The following is a 16,631-nucleotide window of genomic DNA, read 5'->3' as shown; positions in this document are numbered from 1 at the left end:
ATGAGAAAATTTAGCGTTCCAACCCCTTTTACCTCCGGTTTTATAGAACAACTGGCCGAGCTGAATGAAGAATTTGATGGCAGCGGAGGACGGATATTTGAAATTTACGGTTCATTTCAGAGCGGCGCCTTCCACTCTGCCAGACCGGCAAAATATCTTCCTGCAATAGACAAAAACCAATTTCGCTCCCATGTCGGCAGGGGGCGGGAGAAAGGGATCCGATTTAATTATCTGCTGAATGCCCCGGCGTACGCCAACCTCGAATACACCAGTGAGGGAAGGAAAAAACTTGAGGAACTGCTCAGTTTTCTGGTCGATTCGGGGGTTGCGTCGATAACGGTTGCCGTTCCCTACCTGGCGGAGATCATCAGCAGATGTTTTCCCCAATTGGAGGTGGTGGTCTCGACAATCGGTTATGTAAACAGTCTGGCCGGAATAGGGCAATACCGCGACATAGGCGTTGGCCGGATCGTGGTTGACGTTGAAGTCAACAGGGATTTTCGGTTTTTGGAAAAGGGCGTTGCCGAAGGCCGAACTGACCTGGAAGTAATTGTCAACCCGGTCTGCATAAGTCAATGCCATTTCAAATACAATCATTACTGTGTCGCTTCAACCGGTGCCCAGAGTTTTCTTCATGGCGGTGCCGGTGCGCCATACAATCAATATTATCTCAACTGGTGCTTCTTGAAGAAACTGCAAAACGGGGTGGAAATCCTGAAAAGCCCATGGATCAGGCCGGAAGACATCGGGGTGTGGCAGGAAACGGGAATCTCGTTTTTCAAGATTGCCGGCAGGGGACTTGATGACACCAGGATAGTGCAGTTGTGCCGGGGATATCTTGAACGAAGATTTTCGGGAAATCTTCTGGATCTGCTCGGCTGGCCGCACTGGCTGACTTTTCGTGAAAATCCCGACGGGACCTGTCTTGAACCGCTTGAGATCATGCTGGACAACTCCATGCTGGAAGGTTTTCTCAAGTTTTTTGCCGAACACAAGCCACAATGCAGGTACGGTTGTTCCGGTTGCGGCCATTGTGAGCGGTGGGCCCGCAGGGCGCTTCGCTACAACGACCGCAAGCTTCTTGATTTGTATAGTAAAAACATGGAAGAAAATCTCAGCAGCCTGGTAGCGCAGATACCGTCCGGGATGCAGACGGTTGAAGCCGCCGAAAAATGGCGGCGACAAGCGGGTGAACAAAGGGTGGACGGATGAGCGAAACCGTTCTGGTTACCGGCGGAACCGGAGTGGTTGGACGACCTCTGGTCGACAGACTGGTGCGGTCCGGAAAACATGTCGTCGTCCTGAGTCGCGGCAGGACAGGTTGCGGTCGCAATCTTTTGCCAAATGCCGAGTCGCTAAGTGGTGATGTTTCGCTTCCTGACCTGGGGATCGGTTCAAGCGCATACGAGAAACTTTGCAGGACGGTACGAACGGTTTACCATCTTGCCGCAAGAACCGATTTCAAGGGTAGAGATGTCCATGATTACCAGCTGGTTAATATCGACGGTGTACGTCATATGCATGCGTTTGCCTTGCGGGCGCAGGCCCACCTGCACCATGTCTCCACGGCGTTTGTCTGCGGCGGACAACACGGTCTTGTCCAGGAAGACGATCCTGCCGACTCCGACACCGCCTTTCGCAACGGTTATGAAAAGAGTAAATTCTTAGCAGAGCAGTATCTGCTGAGACAAGCGAAACAGCATGGCACCCGATTAACCATCTATCGGCCGTCGATTATCCTTGAGAGAAATCCAAACCCGGCCTCTGTCAAAAGATTTGGGCCATTCGTCTTTCTGGACGCAATATTTCGTATCCTGGTAAGCCCGGCCTATCAGAACCGGAGCAATAAACCTATCAGGGTAGCCGGCAACAAACATTGCCATCTCCCGTTTATTTTCGACGACGATGTGGCTGAGGCATTATTTAGGATTTCACAGAGGCAGGAACAGGATGATTCAGGCCTGATCTATCATCTGGTATGTAAAAAATCGTTTGCAAATGGAGCGTTGGAAGATATCTGCAACAGGGCGTTTGGCGGTAATGTGGCGACCATGGTCGATGTCGCCAGTTTCAGGGAGTTACCAAGGAGCAGGGTTGAGGAAATCTTGGCACGCAAAACCGCAATGTATGCCCCGTACCTGGATCTTACGGTGGAGTTTGACCGGCAACGACTCGACGAGATGATGGGTCGGGATTTCTGCGTCGAGGTTACAGAGGATGAACTTCTGCAGGCTTTCAGCTTGTTTCTTGCCGCAAAGGGAAAGAAAACTGTGCAAACAGGTGACAGCGATGGGATCGAACGATACTTCAGCGAATTCTTGCCTGCAATCATAGGCCGCCGGCTGGTGCCCAACCTCATGTCACTCTCCTGTGTCTTCTGGATACAGGTAGATGGCGTTGCCTGCAGAAGTCTTGTCGTCAGGGACGGTTGTCTTGAGGAAATCAAGGTCGGCCGCCGCGGAGAGTTTGGCTACTCGGTCAGTCCTCATGTCTTCATGGAAGTAATTTGCGGCAGGCTCTCTCCCCAGCAAGGTTTTTTTGATGGCAACATAACACTGGAAGGAAGCAACATTGACGCCTTGAAGACAGCGGTAGCCCTTGAGGAATTTTTTCACAAAAGACCTTTTGGCTCACTGGAAGAAAAACTGATCTGAAAAAGGACATGCTATGCAGGGAAAATGGATCTCCGTTGATGAAGTGGCCGGTATACCCTATAAAGAGTGTGTCAACTATTTCAAGACACTCATCAATCCCGGGCTGGTGGCTCTCCTGGAGATGGGGGAATACACCGGAGTGCAGCCGCAATCGGCCGCCGGTTCAACCATCATCGACACCAGTGGCCGTAGAATCCTCGATTTTGTCTCCTCCTACGGGGCGCTTAACCTCGGCCACAATCATCCGGAGGTAAAAAAGGCGATGCTCATGGTTCTGGAGGAGGAGAGAGTTGACCTGTCAAAAGAGCTCCTTTCCCCGTATGCCGCCTGTTTGGCCCATAACCTCAAGCTGCTGACCCCGGGCAACCTCAATCGTTTTTATTTTTGCAATTCCGGTACGGAAGCGGTGGAAGCGGCGCTTAAACTTGCTGCACGCTATTTCAAGGGCAGACGATCCAGGTTTATTTATGCCGAAAACTCACTCCACGGTAAGACTCTCGGGGCTCTTTCCGTCACCGGCGGGCAGAGGCTGCGACAACACTTTCCGTTGCTGCCCGGGAAAAGAGTTCCCTATGGTGACGCAGGCGCCATTGAACGGATACTGCGTCACAACCCGGACAAGGGAGAAGATGCGGTGGCCGCAGTTATCCTTGAGCCAATACAGGGTGAGGCGGGGGTTATAGTTCCCCCTGATGGGTATCTGCAGAAGGTGAAAAAGCTATGCGAAAGATTCGGTGTCCTGCTTATTCTTGACGAGGTGCAGACAGGGATGTGCCGGACAGGTTCGTTTTTTGCCTGCCAGCATGACGAGGTCATCCCGGACCTGCTGGTTATTGCCAAATCCCTTGGCGGCGGCCTCGCTTCAATCGGCGCTACTATCGCGACCACCAGGGTGTTCGACGGGGCATACAGTAATCCCCACGACTGCTTGGTGCAGACCTCAACCTTTGGCGGCAGGTCGACCAGCTGTGCCGCAGCCATTGCCGCACTTGAAGTCTGTTGCAGGGAAAAACTTGACGTCAGGGCCCAGACATTGGGCAGCCGCCTTATCAACGGGCTGCGCCAAATACAGATGAAATATCCTGAGTGGATCAGGGAAATACGGGGGAGGGGGCTGATGGTCGGCATTGAGTTCAACGAAGATATCATCGACAGAACCCAATATCTTCCTGCCAGAATTCCAGGCTTGAAAAATGTCTTAAAAGAGCATCTTCCCGGGATGGTAGCGGCCGCTCTGCTGAAGCACCACTCGATTCTCGGCACCCTGATGCTTAATAACCGGTCGGTGTTGAGGGTATATCCCCCCTTGATTGTGACAGAAGAAGAGGTTGACCGGTTTCTGGCCGCGCTGGAAGATGTTTTGAGCCGGGGGGCGAAAATGCTGGTCAAGGATCGCGTCAACCACGCGATCGGTTCTTTCGGACTGAAATTTATCACTCCCTGGGTGGCTTCGCTGGGCAGGGACAAGCGCTGATGGTTCAGTTTTTTCGGGCCGCAGCTTTGTTCCTGAAAAGGCGTAAAGCCGGTTTTACTCTGTTGATAGCAACGGTTACGTTGCTTGGCGGCCTGTCGTCTTTGACCAGCCGCGTGGATAATTCCCTGCCGGTCTGGCAGTCCGAAGACGATCCCAACTGGCATCACTATCAGCGGTTCATGACCCGCAATTCCATCTCCGATCCACTGGTGATCTATCTCCCGGCAACCGACATCAGCCAGCTCCGCAGCATCCGGGGACGGATCTCTGAAGAAACCGAGACTTCGGTCGCAGGAGTCATGGCCGGCGGCAAGAATATAGGGGAAAAAGGGGTCTTGCTGGTCAAACCCGCCCCCGACCTCGAGCCGGTGGAGCTGGCAACGATTCTGCAAAAGTCCAGGAAAGTGCTGGATGACAGCGGAGTGTCGTACCATTTAGGTGGAGTCTGGTACATCACCGCCATGCTCGATCGCTTTTCAGCCCAATCCACCAGAACACTGTTTCCCGTGGTCTTATTCATTGTTGGTGTGGCAATCTCTATCTGTATCCGGAGCAGAAACAATGTCCTGCTGGTGCTGGCCTGCGGCATGGCGCCAGCGGTGCAGGTGGTGGGAGTCATGGCGGCTGCCAACATGAAACTCAATATGGTGCTTCTCGCCCTGCCGCCGTTGACCATGATCCTCGGTACCGCATACGCCGTCCATCTGGTGGCCAAGATTCCCGACAGCGACAAACAGACCGCTGCGGATCTGTACATCGTTGTGGCCAAGCCCTGCCTGCTCTCCGCCGTCACCACTTCCCTTGGCTTTTTGTCACTCACTTTTTCCGAGTATTTACCTGTTAGACAGCTGGGCGTATGGGGTGTTGTCGCCACTGCGCTTGCCCTTGTCAATGCCTTGGTTTTACTGCCGATATATTTCAGGCCGGCGCCCCGTCAGCCGTACCGGATTCCGCAAAGTCTTGCGCGCATGCTTTTTGGCTTTCGCTACCTGTTGCTGCTTGTTTTCTTTTTCTGCTGCGTCGGTGGTTCTCTTGGGGTGGCCAGGCTCGGGGTCGGAACATTGATCCTCGATTTTTTTGCGGACAATTCAGAGGTCCGCAACAATTATCAGGCAATTGAAGGCGTCGGGTTGGGACTGACGCCTTTCGAAGTAGATCTTGAAGGATGCAGGGCCGACAAGATGCGGATACACAAAACTTTGCACGAATTTGCCAGCAGCTACCCGGTGGTGACACATTTTCTTTACTTTTTCCCCTCCGGCCAGGTGGTTACCGAGGCTGCGCCGAACGGGCTGGAAATTGATTCTGCCCAGCAATACAGCTACACCCTGGCCGCACCTCATCGCGTCTCTGTGTTGCTGCGGACGCTATCTTCGGAAGATACCCTCAAGCTTGCCGACGAACTCGATCAATATCTGAAAAAGAACCTGGGCGCGTTATCCCACCCGTATGTTACCGGAGCTGTCCCGCTCTATGTCCGGGGACAGAGAGCCCTGTTCGACTCTTTGCTGAAAAGCTTCGGTTTTGCGTTTTTCTCCATTTCATTTATTATCGGCATGGCGCTGCGGTCGATACGTTATGGTCTGCTTGCAATCATACCCAATATCCTGCCGGTGTTCTTTATTGTTGCCGCCATGGGCTGGCTGTCGATACCTCTGAGTGTTTCTACCGTCACGGTGGCAAGTATCGTGTTTGGCATTGTCGTGGATGATTCAATACATTTTCTTTATAGATTACGGGAGGAGGCAGGATCGAACATGATCCGGCGTCTGCAGCATAGCCTTGATCATGTCGGCCCTGCCATTATTATCACCAGTCTGGTTGCCGGTCTGGGCTTTCTCGGGTTTTGCGTATCGCCGTTTATCCCACTGCGCGATTTTGGCTTTATTGTAGCCTGCGCCATGGTACTCGCCCTGATCTGCGATCTTTTTCTTTTGCCGACTCTTCTGCTCGTTGGGTACAAAGACGATGAATAACAAAATAACAGATATCCTGAAACTTCATTTCGACCGGCAAGACGGAACGCCGTATTGGCTAGACAGGCAGAGACAGCTCGGGTTTGACGTTGCCAGCGAAATAACTGATACGGCTGAACTCTACCGCCTCGGACCGATGGATCTACAGGCTTTACGGACCAGGCCCATCACCGATTTCATTCCCCGCTGTTTCCACCAATCCCTCTCCTCTATGCTGCTTTCCGAGACCGGCGGAACGACCGGTGATCCGTGCAGGAGAGTATATTCACAAAACGAATTTCATGATGCGTTTGTCGGTCCCTGGCTGGAAGCAGTGGAGAAGTGCGATTTTCCCCACCGGGGCACATGGCTTTTTGTAGGACCGGGAGGACCACATATCATAGATCGTTCGGCAAGGGCAATGGCAAGGTCCGTCGGAAGTCTCGAACCGTTTTTCGTTGACTGCGACGTGCGGTGGATCAAAAAGCAGAAGAAGAATTCACTCGGTTTTACCCTTTATATCGATCACGTGATCCATCAAGCCGAAAACGTCATCGGTTGTCAAAATGTCGATACTCTTTTTACCACCCCTCCGCTTCTGCTGTTTTTGGGGCAGCGAATGTCTCGGCAGCAGCGGCTGAGAATCAAGGGGATTCATACCGGTGGAATGGCTCTTACCTCGGAGACAAGACCCGCACTGACAGAGATGTTTCCCAACGCGGTCATCCTGCCCGGATACGGCAATAGCCTCTTCGGGGTAACGTTTCCCGTAAGTTGTGATGATCCGGATACTTTTCGCAGCGGAGACCAAAACAGGTTGATGCTCAGGGTCGCCCCCTTCCCGGAAGGTCCTGGAGAGGAGCAGGATATCAGAAACAGTGTCGAGTCCGGGCAGCGAGGACGGATAGTATGTAACTGTTTTGACGAGACTTTCCTTATCGTTAACCTCGTTGAGAGGGATACGGCGGTTGCGGTTGATATCGGCAACGGTTGCAGGGGGATTTCCGCAATCGAAACACTTGATTCTGTTGTCGCCGTCAGTCAGCAGGGGGTGTATTGATCACTGTATGAAGATTTGCGACACAGAAATCGATATTCCGTGCGGCTCCGGTTCCCTGGAAGGACGTCTTTTATACGGAAAAGAGCAGAGTTCAAGGCAAGGCGTTATCATTTGTCCGCCCCATCCGCTTCTTGCCGGTAACCTTGAAAACAATGTCGTCCAGGCGATTGCCGCAACAATGGCACCCCATATGCCGGTATTGCTCTTCAACTACCGGGGGGTCGGTAAGAGCTGGTCGCCCCGGCCGGAACTACCTCTTTATGAATATTGGCAGGGGCTTGACAATGACAATGGGTACACGGAAATCATAAATGATCTCAACTTGGTAATACAATGGTCCACAAGGTGTTTTACGTCTTGTCATTTAATAGGGTATTCCTTCGGCTCATATATAGCTCTTAACGCTTTTGCCAAAACTATCCTCTCCCTTACTGCCGTAACCCCACCCGTGACCAATCATGATTTTTCAAAACTTGAAACAGTTGCGTATCCTGCTTTGGTGATTCTTGCGGAAAACGACAATCTGCTCAACTCGGTAGAAGGGGAGCTGCAGAGTCTGGGCAGTAACCAACGGACAGTCAGGGATTCGGACCATTTTTTTCGCCGCAAAGAGTTGGATGTGTCTGCTCTGGTCCGTGAATTTATTCTTGGTGAAAAAACGATGGACAGTTGTGATCAATGTGAAAAATAGCTGCAATCACAAAAAAAATCATGAGCAAAGCTCTGCTGCTGCGCTGAAAAATGTTAATTTTGCCAGGACCACTGGTTCTGGTTATATTCAATAGAACAGGAAATTGATCGTTACTGCTGACGAATTAAATTTGACCGGATCTTGTCATGAAAAAAACCTCACCTCTTGCAGTACTGGTAATTGTGGCCCTGACAGCAATACTCCTTTACAATCCCGTGAGCGATTATTTTGCACGGCGAGGTGCTGAGCCAAGAGCAGTTACCGCCCGGGGGAATCTGGCCGAAGACGAGAACAACACTATAGAGATATTTCGTGAGAACTCGTCCTCGGTTGTGTACGTTACAAGCATTGCCCTCAAAAGGGATCTCTTCTCGCTCAACGCTGTTGAAATCCCGAGGGGAACCGGCTCTGGTTTTGTCTGGGATACCAAGGGGCGGATCGTAACCAACTACCATGTGATAAGCGACGCCAACAGGCTTCAGGTTACGATGGCCGACGGTTCCAGCTGGAAGGCCTTTGTCATCGGGGTGGCTCCGGACAAAGATCTGGCGGTGCTGCAGATTGACGCTTCCACCCACAGGCTCAAGCCGATCGCCATCGGCAGTTCGGCGGATCTGCTGGTCGGGCAGAAGGTGTTCGCTATAGGCAACCCCTTCGGCCTGGACCAGACTATTACTTCTGGGATCATCTCGGCGCTTAATAGAGAAATTACTGCGGTCACCGGTCGCATCATAAAAAACGTTATCCAGACCGATGCGGCTATTAATCCCGGCAATTCCGGCGGTCCGCTGCTGGACAGCGCCGGCAGGCTCATCGGCGTGAACACCGCCATATACAGCCCCTCGGGAGCCTATGCCGGAATAGGCTTTGCTGTACCGGTTGATACAGTCAACTCGATTGTGCCGCAACTGATTAAAAAAGGGAGGGTTCTTCAGCCGGGAATAGGGGTAACCCTGGCGGATGAGCGGCTCACCAGGCGACTGGGGATAGAGGGTGTTCTGGTAATAAACGTCAGCAGTAAAAGCCCGGCGGAAGAAGCTGGGCTTCGGTCGACCAAGCAATATGGTCAGGATATAGTACTTGGCGACATCATAGTCGCCGTCAACGGAGTGGCTGTCAGTTCCCACGAGGATCTCAGGGAGGAGTTTGAAAAGCTGGGGATAGGCAGTGAAGTCCTGCTTACGATTATGCGCGATGACAGGCAGCAGGAGGTGAAGATCAGGCTGACTGCGGTAAATTGACATCCAGGATGACCAGGTCGCGGCCAGTGTTTACCGCTTTGCTTCACCGGAACTTTTGCCATATTTTTGTTGCATGCTCAGCCGGGTGTTCCTGGTTTTCGATCGGGCCAGTTCGCGCATGTCCTTCTGCTCGTCCGATTCATCGATTATTTCCCGGCCGACAATTTCTTCAATCACATCTTCCATGGAAATTATTCCGGTCATCGTTCCATATTCATCGACGACGATGAAAAGATGTTGCCGCCGTTCAAAAAAATCGATCAATATCTGGTTGAGTGGTGCGGTTTCCGGCACGAAATGAGCGGGACGTTTAAACCGTGAGAGAGTGTGTTTGTGCTTGTCCTCGGCCGCTGCCTGGAGAATGTCCTTGCGCAGGATTATACCTGTTACGCTGTTTGGTTCCCGGTTGTAGATGGGAATCCGGCTGTGACTGCTGAGCTGGGTAAGCATCTCCATTGCTTTTTCGACGGTATAATGTTCATTCATTGAAAATGTGACGGTTCTCGGAGTCATTACCTGCCGGACGATTTTCGATTTGAGCTCAATGATATTGCTTATCACCTGTTCTTCTTCTACCGCCAGATCGCCGGATTGCCGGGACATGGTAGCCAGTGTCCGGACTTCTTCTGCGGAGATCGTCTCCTCCTGCCGCTGGGGTAGAATCCGGGTAATTACGCGGCACAGCCAGACGATGGGTTTGAGGACGATGATCATGGTCCTGAGGGGGTAACTGATTGCCGGGGCCAGTTTGAAAGCAAACGTTACGCCCACGGTTTTAGGCAGGATTTCAGAGAAAATGAGTATTGCAAGGGTGAAGCAGAGGGAGAAAAAGAGCAGGTTCTCGTCCCCGAAGATAGTTGCTGCGGCAGCTCCGGCAACAGCTGCTCCGATGGTATTGGCGATGGTGTTCAGGGTGAGTATGGCGGTGATCGGTTCTTCAATGTCGGCCCGCATTGCCTGGAGCAGTTCCCCACTTCGGCCTCCCTCTTTCTTTAACATTTCCACCTGAGAGGCGGTGATCGAGTAGAGTACGGCTTCACAAACTGAACAAAGCGCTGAGACAGTTATTGCCAGGGTTACGGAAATGAATAAAGTTTGCAGCACGATTGGGCAACTCCATGCAGATGTTATCTGAAAAATAAAGGCAAAAACATGTTTTTTGCCTGTTGTTCAATGCGGCCATTTTAACTACATAGCTAAATTCGGCATAAGATGATAATAAACCGGTTAATGAATCACATCAATATCTATGAGGACTCAAATGACATCTTTAAGTATTGTTGTTTCCAAAAAAAAGTCTGAACAGTTCGATGGCGATCTGCTGGTCCTGTTCGGTGGACAGGATGCGGAAGGAAATCTGGTGTGCGATGATGACAGCAGAATTCTTATTCCCGGGGCGGTGATGAAAAATGAATTTGTCGGAAAGGAAGAACAAAAGCTTTTACTCTATTCACCTTTTCCTGGTTCAGGCAGAATAAAGGCCGCCAGAATCGCGGTCATAGGCCTGGGAAAGTTGCACAAAGAGACCAGCGAAGCGGAAAAAAATGAAATTCTGAGGGTCGCCGGCGGAGTTGTTGCCGAAATGTGCAATTCCCTCAAGGTTAAGGAACTCGGGATAGCACTGCCGAAATATTGTGAAATTGATGAAGCCGCCTTTGCGTGCTCTCTGGTTGAAGGCGTCCACCTCGGACTTTACCGGTTTCTTGTTTACAAGAAGGTTGACGAAGACAGATACCAGGGGCTGAAAAAAATAACGGTTTTCAATGCGGAAAACGACAGCGCCACGAGAAAGGCGATCGCCAGGGCCGGGGTTGCCGGTGAAGCATGCTGCACCGCCAGGGATATGGCTAACGAACCGGGAAATGGCTGGACTCCGGCGAAATTTGCGAAATTTGGCGAGGAACTTGCGCAAAAATGCAACATAAAGTGCACTGTTCTGGAGAAGGAGGATATGCAGGAGCTTGGAATGGGCGGTATCCTGGCGGTGAACCAGGGGTCCCACGAGCCGCCTAAACTTGTATGTCTGGATTATCATCCCACAAAAGCCGAAAAGACCATAATGCTGGTGGGCAAAGGGCTCACCTTCGATTCCGGCGGAATAAGCCTGAAACCGGCTCAGGGTATGATGGACATGAAATACGATATGTGCGGAGGAGCGGCGGTAATCGCGACGATGCAGGCTGTTGCCGAGGAACTCCCCGATGTACGGGTGGTCTGTCTTGTGCCGTCAACCGATAATATGAACGGCGGCGGCGCGGTCAAGCCCGGTGATATCATAACCCACTACGGTGGTACCACATCGGAAATTGAGAACACCGATGCCGAGGGGCGTCTCATCCTGGCAGATGCGCTGGCTTACGGCATAGAGCAATATAAACCTACGTGTGTTATTGATCTGGCTACTCTGACCGGCGCGGTGATCATAGCTCTCGGACACCATTATACCGGGTTGATGAGCAACAATAAAAAGCTGGCAGAACTCCTGAAAGAGGCGGGTGATGTCGCCGGCGAACCGTTATGGCAGCTGCCCCTGGGCGAACAGTATGTCAAGCAGCTTAAATCAACGGTCGCGGACATCAAAAATACTGGAGGGCGTCCGGGGGGATCCATTACCGCAGCAGAATATCTTCACAATTTCGTCGGAAAAACACCATGGGCTCATCTCGATATTGCCGGTACCGCGTGGGATTTTACCGAAAAAAGCTATATCCCGAAAGGGCCTTCCGGTACCGGATGTCGGACCCTGATCGAGTTTATCCGGAGGTGGAACAACGAACAGTTGCTGTGAATCTGCTTCGTTGCAGTCGGCAACGCTGTTGTGACAGCGTTTTTTGCCGAAGGTGGAGGTCATGGGAAGAGCATGGCAAAAGTTTTCTTGCATGGCCTCCATAACCGGGTGTGACCTGAGACCCGGCATTGACTGTTACCACGATATCTGGACGTGCTGGTGAGAATATCGGCCAGCAGATCGTAGGGAAAGAAAAAAGAGCAACGAAAATGTGTTATGGCTCTTCGCAGATCAAGAACTCCTGGCCACCGTAAGCGACGATATCGCCGGCCTCAAGCTGCCTGCCTCTTCTGGTTTCTGTTTCACCGTTTACAGTTACCTCCCCTTCCTGGATCCTGATTTTTGCCTCGAATCCATCCTGAACCAGATCAGCCATTTTTAAAAACTGTCCGAGCTTGATGGGGGTTTTTTTTATTGTTATCTGGTGCATTGCGGTCATCTTTGCGCGTAAAATGTGCAGCTGTTGATGTTTATGAATTATTTAGCTGGTCCTGGCAAATTCCTGGTACGACAACAGGTGTTGGCCATACTATAACAAATTGTAATTCTTTATACTTGCTTTGTTGGCTTTTTTCTTCAATAATAGGCACAAGTGATAAAGCCTTGAGAATCAACGGATCTGGATATCCCGTTGAAAATAAAAAAACAGAAAAGGAAAAGCAATCATGAGTATGTTATCCGGTATGAAAAAAATTTGTTGTTACAGTGCTGTTCTTTTGCTGGTTGGTGTGACCGGCGGTTGTATGGGGTTGCAGCAGTCCAATACAATGAGCACGGTTCCCGTCAGTAATGACCTTGGCCCTGTAAGCAATATAGTCATGAGTTATGGAGATATTGAGCTACCGATCGAAATGCAGCTTGTGGCGAAAGAGAGCATGGCTTTGCGTACCGACTCTTTCGAAGAGGGGATTCATGTCTACAGGGGAAGAGTGGAGATAACTTCACTCAAAGACTACGTGATCTCTTCGATGAGACAGAACAAGTGGAAGCTTGTGGGAGAAGCTTCATACAACAATGTGATGCTCGCTTTCACCAAACCGAACAAGACCTGTATGGTTATTCTCTCCGAAAGCGTTGCCGCCCTCGGCAAGACGCAGGCAAATTTTTATGTCACCGTGGATGTCGCAGCGGCAAACCGGCTGAATCCCTTCGGCGAGCCTGTTGTTCAGTAACCTGTATCCGGCGAGTTGATTTTTTCGCCAGTCACGGTAAATGGTGCCTGGCGAAAAAAGACACACGGGTTCAGTTCGTTTGTTATCTGTTGAACAGTTTTTTTATTTTCTCCTGCTGTTTTCTCCTGTTTAATTCCTGCCGTTTCTGTTCAAGCATCATCTTTTTATTGTCATCAAAACGCAGCTTGATCGACCAGAATAGTGCCGCTGAAAGCAGCAGGAGCAGTAAAAGCGTATCTTTATCCATTTCTTACATCCATGATTCAATCCACCGAAATCTCAGGTGGCATTTCAATTCGATTTCTCTACACAAACAACACTTCCTCTTCTTTTAAATACAGCAAGGAGATACCACAATTGTCGTGGGATGTTAACCTAAATCTCTTGTAAATAAAGTACTGCAAGAAAAATTGACGACAGAAAGTCATTCAAGTTTTCAGGTTTTTGCCAGGAACCAGAAGACTAAAGAGACAAGCGGGTGAGTGACACCATGCTGTTTTTTTAATAACTGAAACAGTGGCCTGGGTGAAGGGTAACGGCTGGCGCGCAGAAAAAAGGGAATCTGCGCGCCGTCGATATTGTGGTTAGTTCTCGTCGAAGTATTTTTTTGTTTCAGAAACGATGACCGGGGTCAGCAGGATCAGACCTATAAGGTTTGGAATTGCCATAAGGCCGTTGAGCGTATCGGAAATGTTCCAGACCAGACTGAGTTTTGCCACCGCCCCGACTCCGATCAAAAGGACAAAGACAAGACGATAGGGGACGATGGCTTTTATGCCGAACAGGTATTCGATGGATTTTTCCCCGTAGTAACACCAGCCGAGCATCGTCGAATAGGCAAAGAGGATTATTCCTATGGTGACGATGAGTGCTCCCCCGGGTATTCCGGCCTGGAAAGCTATAGTTGTCAGTTCGGCTCCGGTCTTGCCGCTTGACCAGACGCCGGTGAGGATGAGAACCAGACCGGTCATGGTACATACCACCAGGGTATCGATGAAGGTCTGAGTCATGGAGACCAGTGCCTGGCTTACCGGGGTTTTGGTTTGGGCGGCAGCGGCAGCGATAGGCGCGCTACCAAGGCCTGATTCATTTGAGAAGACCCCTCGGGCAACCCCCATGCGGATGGCCAGCATTATTGTCGATCCTGCAAACCCGCCCACCGCTGCGGTGGGACTGAAAGCCTGCTTGACAATAAGCGCGATGGCGGAGGGAACCTCAGCAATGTCTATAATAATAATGATCATGGCCGCAGCCATATAGAACACGATCATTATCGGTACCAGTATACTGGTAACCCGGCCGATGCTCTTGATTCCGCCCAGAACAACGGCTGCGGTACAAGCCATCAGTACGACTCCGGTAACCCAGTGCGGAATCTTGAAAGTGGCTTCCACTGCGTCTGCCACGGAGTTGGACTGAACCATGTTGCCTATACCGAACGCGGCAATCGCGGCAAAGATGGCGAAAATGGCTCCAAGCCACGGCAAGTTCAGACCTTTGGAGATGTAATACATCGGACCACCGCTCATCTCCCCGTTTTCATCTACTTCACGATACTTAACAGCGAGAACAGCCTCGGCGTATTTGGTGGCCATGCCCACCAGACCGGTAATCCACATCCAGAAAAGTGCGCCGGGGCCTCCAATGGCAATTGCGGTTGCGACCCCGGCGATATTACCGGTACCGACCGTTGCTGACAGTGCGGTCATCAGCGCTTGGAAATGCGTAATGTCACCGGGTTGGTCGGTTTCCTCCTTACGTTTGATAAGAGCCAGATAGAGAGCGTGGCCAAGTTTGGTGAACTGCAGGCCCCGCAGATTAAACGTAAGCCAGAAGCCGGTTCCGACAAGCAAAATGAGCATGGGCGGCCCCCAGGCAAAAGCACCGATTTTACCAATTAACGCATCAAGAGCTTCCATATAACCTCCTGTTGTTATGGTGATTATCGCAACTGATCATAACCGATTCATGACCAATGAAATAACCGTAGAAAAATAAAATACAATCATCTTTCTGTTTTCTCATTGTCGAGTCAATTATCTGTTGGGGTATCGATTTTTGTTAAATGTAACACCTTAGTTTTAAATTGAAATTATTAACTATGCAAGGGAAGATTGATCGCTTTCAGGGATGTCTCCATGAGAATCTCGGCAAGGGTGGGGTGCGCGTGGATGGTGTGCGCCAGGTCTTCAACTTTTGCGCCCAGCTGCATCGCAAGAGACGCTTCTCCTAAGAGATCGGTTGCGTGCGGTCCGGCGATATGGACACCTAAAATCTTCCCGCTATCGCCGTCTGATACTATTTTTGCCATACCCGCAAGCTCTCCGAGAACCTGTGCTTTGCCGGAGGTTCGGAAAAGCACGCTGTCGGCGCGCACGTTCCGGTGTTTTTTCTGCGCTTCCTCTTCCGACAGCCCGACGGTGCCTATTTCCGGCGAAGTGAAGATAGCCCCCGGAACAAGGTCATATACCATTTCCCGATGGTCGTTGAAACAGTTGGATACGGCAACCTCGGCCTCGGTTGAGGCAACGTGGGCGAGCATAACTTTTGCCGGGCCGAGCAGGTCACCTATCGCGTAGACGTTCTCTGCACTGGTCTGCATCTTTTCGTCGACCACAACCCAGCCTCGTGCGTCTGTTGTCACACCGATGTTGTCAAGGCCAAGAGTATCGCTGTTGGGTTTTCTGCCGATGCATATTGCAAGTTTTTGCGACTCGATAATCACTTCCTCGGCGTCTTTTTTGCTTGGCTTGGTGCAAAATGGCGAGAGTTTGGTGTTGATCTGCAGCAAACCGCTGTCGCTTCTGGTGCAGGAGTCCACCGTCTTGTTTACCAGCAGGTTGATTTTTCTCTTCTTCATCTCCCTGGCAATAATCTTTGAACACTCCCTGTCTACCGCCGGAAGGGGAAGCGCCCTGTCGAGGGCTTCTATTACCGTCACGTCCGCCCCGAGGCTGTTCCAGATAAAGGCGAACTCGCACCCGATTACGCCTGCGCCGACAATGGTAATCGATTGGGGAATCGTTGTCAGGTCGAGAAGGTTGTCACTGGAGAGAACAGCTGTCTTGTCAAATGGAAAAGATGGAATGGATGAGGGACTGCTCCCGGTTGCGAGAATGAGCTTATCCCAGTCGTAAAGGCTCAGGGAACCGTCATCGGAGCGCACTTCGAGCCTGTTCTTTTTAGGAAAATACGCCGTGCCGCAGACGTACGTCACTTTCGCTTTCTGCAGCAGGGCATGAATTCCTTTGGCCTGGGTATCGATAACCTGTTCCTTTCGCTTCATGAGCTGGGCCATGTTGCATTTGGCGCCTGCGCCATGGTCGATGCCGAATTCGCTGCAGTGGCTGAAAGAATCGAGCATTTCTGCGGTTTTCTTAAGTATTTTTGAGGGAATGCAACCGTAATTAAGACATGTGCCTCCCACCTTGTATTTATCGACAAGAACTACCTCGGCTCCTTTCTGCGCCGCCCTTATTGCCGCCACATATCCTCCTGGACCTGCGCCGATAATTGCAATTTTCATTTCAATACCTCATGCTAAATTTGATATGGTAATAATAAGTGACCGAAATGTTGCCGGTAAAAAAAAGCTG

General features: G+C 51.0%; 14 protein-coding genes. 9 read left to right on the top strand and 5 right to left on the bottom strand.

Annotation, left to right across the window (positions count from 1 at the left end; translation table 11 throughout):
• From BLQ17_RS08725 to BLQ17_RS08695, 7 genes are all read left to right on the top strand, one after another.
• A complete protein-coding gene (locus BLQ17_RS08725) occupies window positions 1-1,212 on the top strand; it encodes a U32 family peptidase (RefSeq protein ID WP_092221910.1) in 1,212 nt (403 codons plus the stop codon).
• Entirely contained in the window at window positions 1,209-2,654 is a 1,446-nt protein-coding gene (locus BLQ17_RS08720) for an SDR family oxidoreductase (RefSeq protein WP_092221908.1), read from the top strand. The genes BLQ17_RS08725 and BLQ17_RS08720 overlap by 4 nt, the downstream gene beginning before the upstream one ends.
• A 13-nt stretch (window positions 2,655-2,667) precedes the next feature.
• On the top strand, window positions 2,668-4,128 hold the full coding sequence (locus BLQ17_RS08715; RefSeq protein WP_092221906.1) for an aspartate aminotransferase family protein: 1,461 nt from the start codon (window positions 2,668-2,670) through the stop codon (window positions 4,126-4,128).
• On the top strand, window positions 4,128-6,104 hold the full coding sequence (locus BLQ17_RS08710; RefSeq protein WP_092221904.1) for an efflux RND transporter permease subunit: 1,977 nt from the start codon (window positions 4,128-4,130) through the stop codon (window positions 6,102-6,104). The genes BLQ17_RS08715 and BLQ17_RS08710 overlap by 1 nt, the downstream gene beginning before the upstream one ends.
• Window positions 6,097-7,143 carry a hypothetical protein gene (locus tag BLQ17_RS08705; protein WP_092221902.1) on the top strand — a complete coding sequence of 349 codons (1,047 nt, stop codon included), beginning with the start codon at window positions 6,097-6,099 and terminating at the stop codon, window positions 7,141-7,143. Before BLQ17_RS08710 ends, BLQ17_RS08705 begins: the two co-directional genes overlap by 8 nt.
• 7 nt (window positions 7,144-7,150) lie before the next feature.
• Window positions 7,151-7,834, top strand: a complete 684-nt coding sequence (locus tag BLQ17_RS08700; protein ID WP_092221900.1) for an alpha/beta hydrolase — start codon at window positions 7,151-7,153, stop codon at window positions 7,832-7,834.
• Between the two features lie 146 nt (window positions 7,835-7,980).
• Window positions 7,981-9,075 carry a S1C family serine protease gene (locus BLQ17_RS08695; protein ID WP_092221898.1) on the top strand — a complete coding sequence of 365 codons (1,095 nt, stop codon included), beginning with the start codon at window positions 7,981-7,983 and terminating at the stop codon, window positions 9,073-9,075.
• 30 nt (window positions 9,076-9,105) lie between these two features.
• Here BLQ17_RS08695 and BLQ17_RS08690 read toward each other — a convergent pair whose 3' ends face one another.
• Window positions 9,106-10,179, bottom strand: a complete 1,074-nt coding sequence (locus BLQ17_RS08690) for a hemolysin family protein (protein ID WP_092221896.1) — start codon at window positions 10,177-10,179, stop codon at window positions 9,106-9,108.
• 157 nt (window positions 10,180-10,336) lie between these two features.
• Between BLQ17_RS08690 and BLQ17_RS08685 the strand changes: the two genes are divergently transcribed.
• On the top strand, window positions 10,337-11,863 hold the full coding sequence (locus BLQ17_RS08685) for a leucyl aminopeptidase (RefSeq protein ID WP_245695070.1): 1,527 nt from the start codon (window positions 10,337-10,339) through the stop codon (window positions 11,861-11,863).
• Between the two features lie 214 nt (window positions 11,864-12,077).
• Here the strand turns inward: BLQ17_RS08685 and BLQ17_RS08680 are convergent, their stop codons facing one another.
• Entirely contained in the window at window positions 12,078-12,293 is a 216-nt protein-coding gene (locus BLQ17_RS08680) for an RNA-binding S4 domain-containing protein (RefSeq protein WP_092221892.1), read from the bottom strand.
• 235 nt (window positions 12,294-12,528) lie between these two features.
• On the opposite strand from BLQ17_RS08680, the gene BLQ17_RS08675 reads away from it, so the two are divergent.
• The gene (locus tag BLQ17_RS08675; RefSeq protein WP_092221890.1) at window positions 12,529-13,035 is read left to right on the top strand and encodes a hypothetical protein; all 507 of its coding nucleotides are present in this window, start codon (window positions 12,529-12,531) and stop codon (window positions 13,033-13,035) included.
• Between the two features lie 82 nt (window positions 13,036-13,117).
• On the opposite strand, the gene BLQ17_RS22560 is transcribed toward BLQ17_RS08675, so the two are convergent.
• From BLQ17_RS22560 to lpdA, 3 genes are all read right to left on the bottom strand, one after another.
• On the bottom strand, window positions 13,118-13,282 hold the full coding sequence (locus BLQ17_RS22560; protein WP_176761149.1) for a hypothetical protein: 165 nt from the start codon (window positions 13,280-13,282) through the stop codon (window positions 13,118-13,120).
• A 337-nt stretch (window positions 13,283-13,619) separates the two neighbouring features.
• Window positions 13,620-14,954, bottom strand: a complete 1,335-nt coding sequence (locus tag BLQ17_RS08670) for an alanine/glycine:cation symporter family protein (RefSeq protein ID WP_092221888.1) — start codon at window positions 14,952-14,954, stop codon at window positions 13,620-13,622.
• A gap of 176 nt (window positions 14,955-15,130) precedes the next feature.
• Window positions 15,131-16,561, bottom strand: a complete 1,431-nt coding sequence (gene lpdA, locus BLQ17_RS08665; RefSeq protein ID WP_245695068.1) for a dihydrolipoyl dehydrogenase — start codon at window positions 16,559-16,561, stop codon at window positions 15,131-15,133.
• Window positions 16,562-16,631: the final 70 nt, after the last annotated feature.

This window comes from Desulforhopalus singaporensis (genome assembly GCF_900104445.1).
GTDB lineage: Bacteria > Desulfobacterota > Desulfobulbia > Desulfobulbales > Desulfocapsaceae > Desulforhopalus_A > Desulforhopalus_A singaporensis.
Note: the sequence above shows the minus strand (reverse complement) of the source record. Positions and strands in the feature narration are given on the sequence as shown.

Coding starts and splice junctions, on each gene's coding strand:
- BLQ17_RS08715 (WP_092221906.1), top strand. CDS start 2,668: ATGCAGGGAAAATGGATCTCCGTTGATGAAGTGGCCGGTATACCCTAT.
- BLQ17_RS08670 (WP_092221888.1), bottom strand. CDS start 14,954: ATGGAAGCTCTTGATGCGTTAATTGGTAAAATCGGTGCTTTTGCCTGG.
- BLQ17_RS08725 (WP_092221910.1), top strand. CDS start 1: ATGAGAAAATTTAGCGTTCCAACCCCTTTTACCTCCGGTTTTATAGAA.
- BLQ17_RS08680 (WP_092221892.1), bottom strand. CDS start 12,293: ATGCACCAGATAACAATAAAAAAAACCCCCATCAAGCTCGGACAGTTT.
- BLQ17_RS08720 (WP_092221908.1), top strand. CDS start 1,209: ATGAGCGAAACCGTTCTGGTTACCGGCGGAACCGGAGTGGTTGGACGA.
- BLQ17_RS22560 (WP_176761149.1), bottom strand. CDS start 13,282: ATGGATAAAGATACGCTTTTACTGCTCCTGCTGCTTTCAGCGGCACTA.
- BLQ17_RS08695 (WP_092221898.1), top strand. CDS start 7,981: ATGAAAAAAACCTCACCTCTTGCAGTACTGGTAATTGTGGCCCTGACA.
- BLQ17_RS08705 (WP_092221902.1), top strand. CDS start 6,097: ATGAATAACAAAATAACAGATATCCTGAAACTTCATTTCGACCGGCAA.
- lpdA (WP_245695068.1), bottom strand. CDS start 16,561: ATGAAAATTGCAATTATCGGCGCAGGTCCAGGAGGATATGTGGCGGCA.
- BLQ17_RS08710 (WP_092221904.1), top strand. CDS start 4,128: ATGGTTCAGTTTTTTCGGGCCGCAGCTTTGTTCCTGAAAAGGCGTAAA.
- BLQ17_RS08685 (WP_245695070.1), top strand. CDS start 10,337: ATGACATCTTTAAGTATTGTTGTTTCCAAAAAAAAGTCTGAACAGTTC.
- BLQ17_RS08700 (WP_092221900.1), top strand. CDS start 7,151: ATGAAGATTTGCGACACAGAAATCGATATTCCGTGCGGCTCCGGTTCC.
- BLQ17_RS08675 (WP_092221890.1), top strand. CDS start 12,529: ATGAGTATGTTATCCGGTATGAAAAAAATTTGTTGTTACAGTGCTGTT.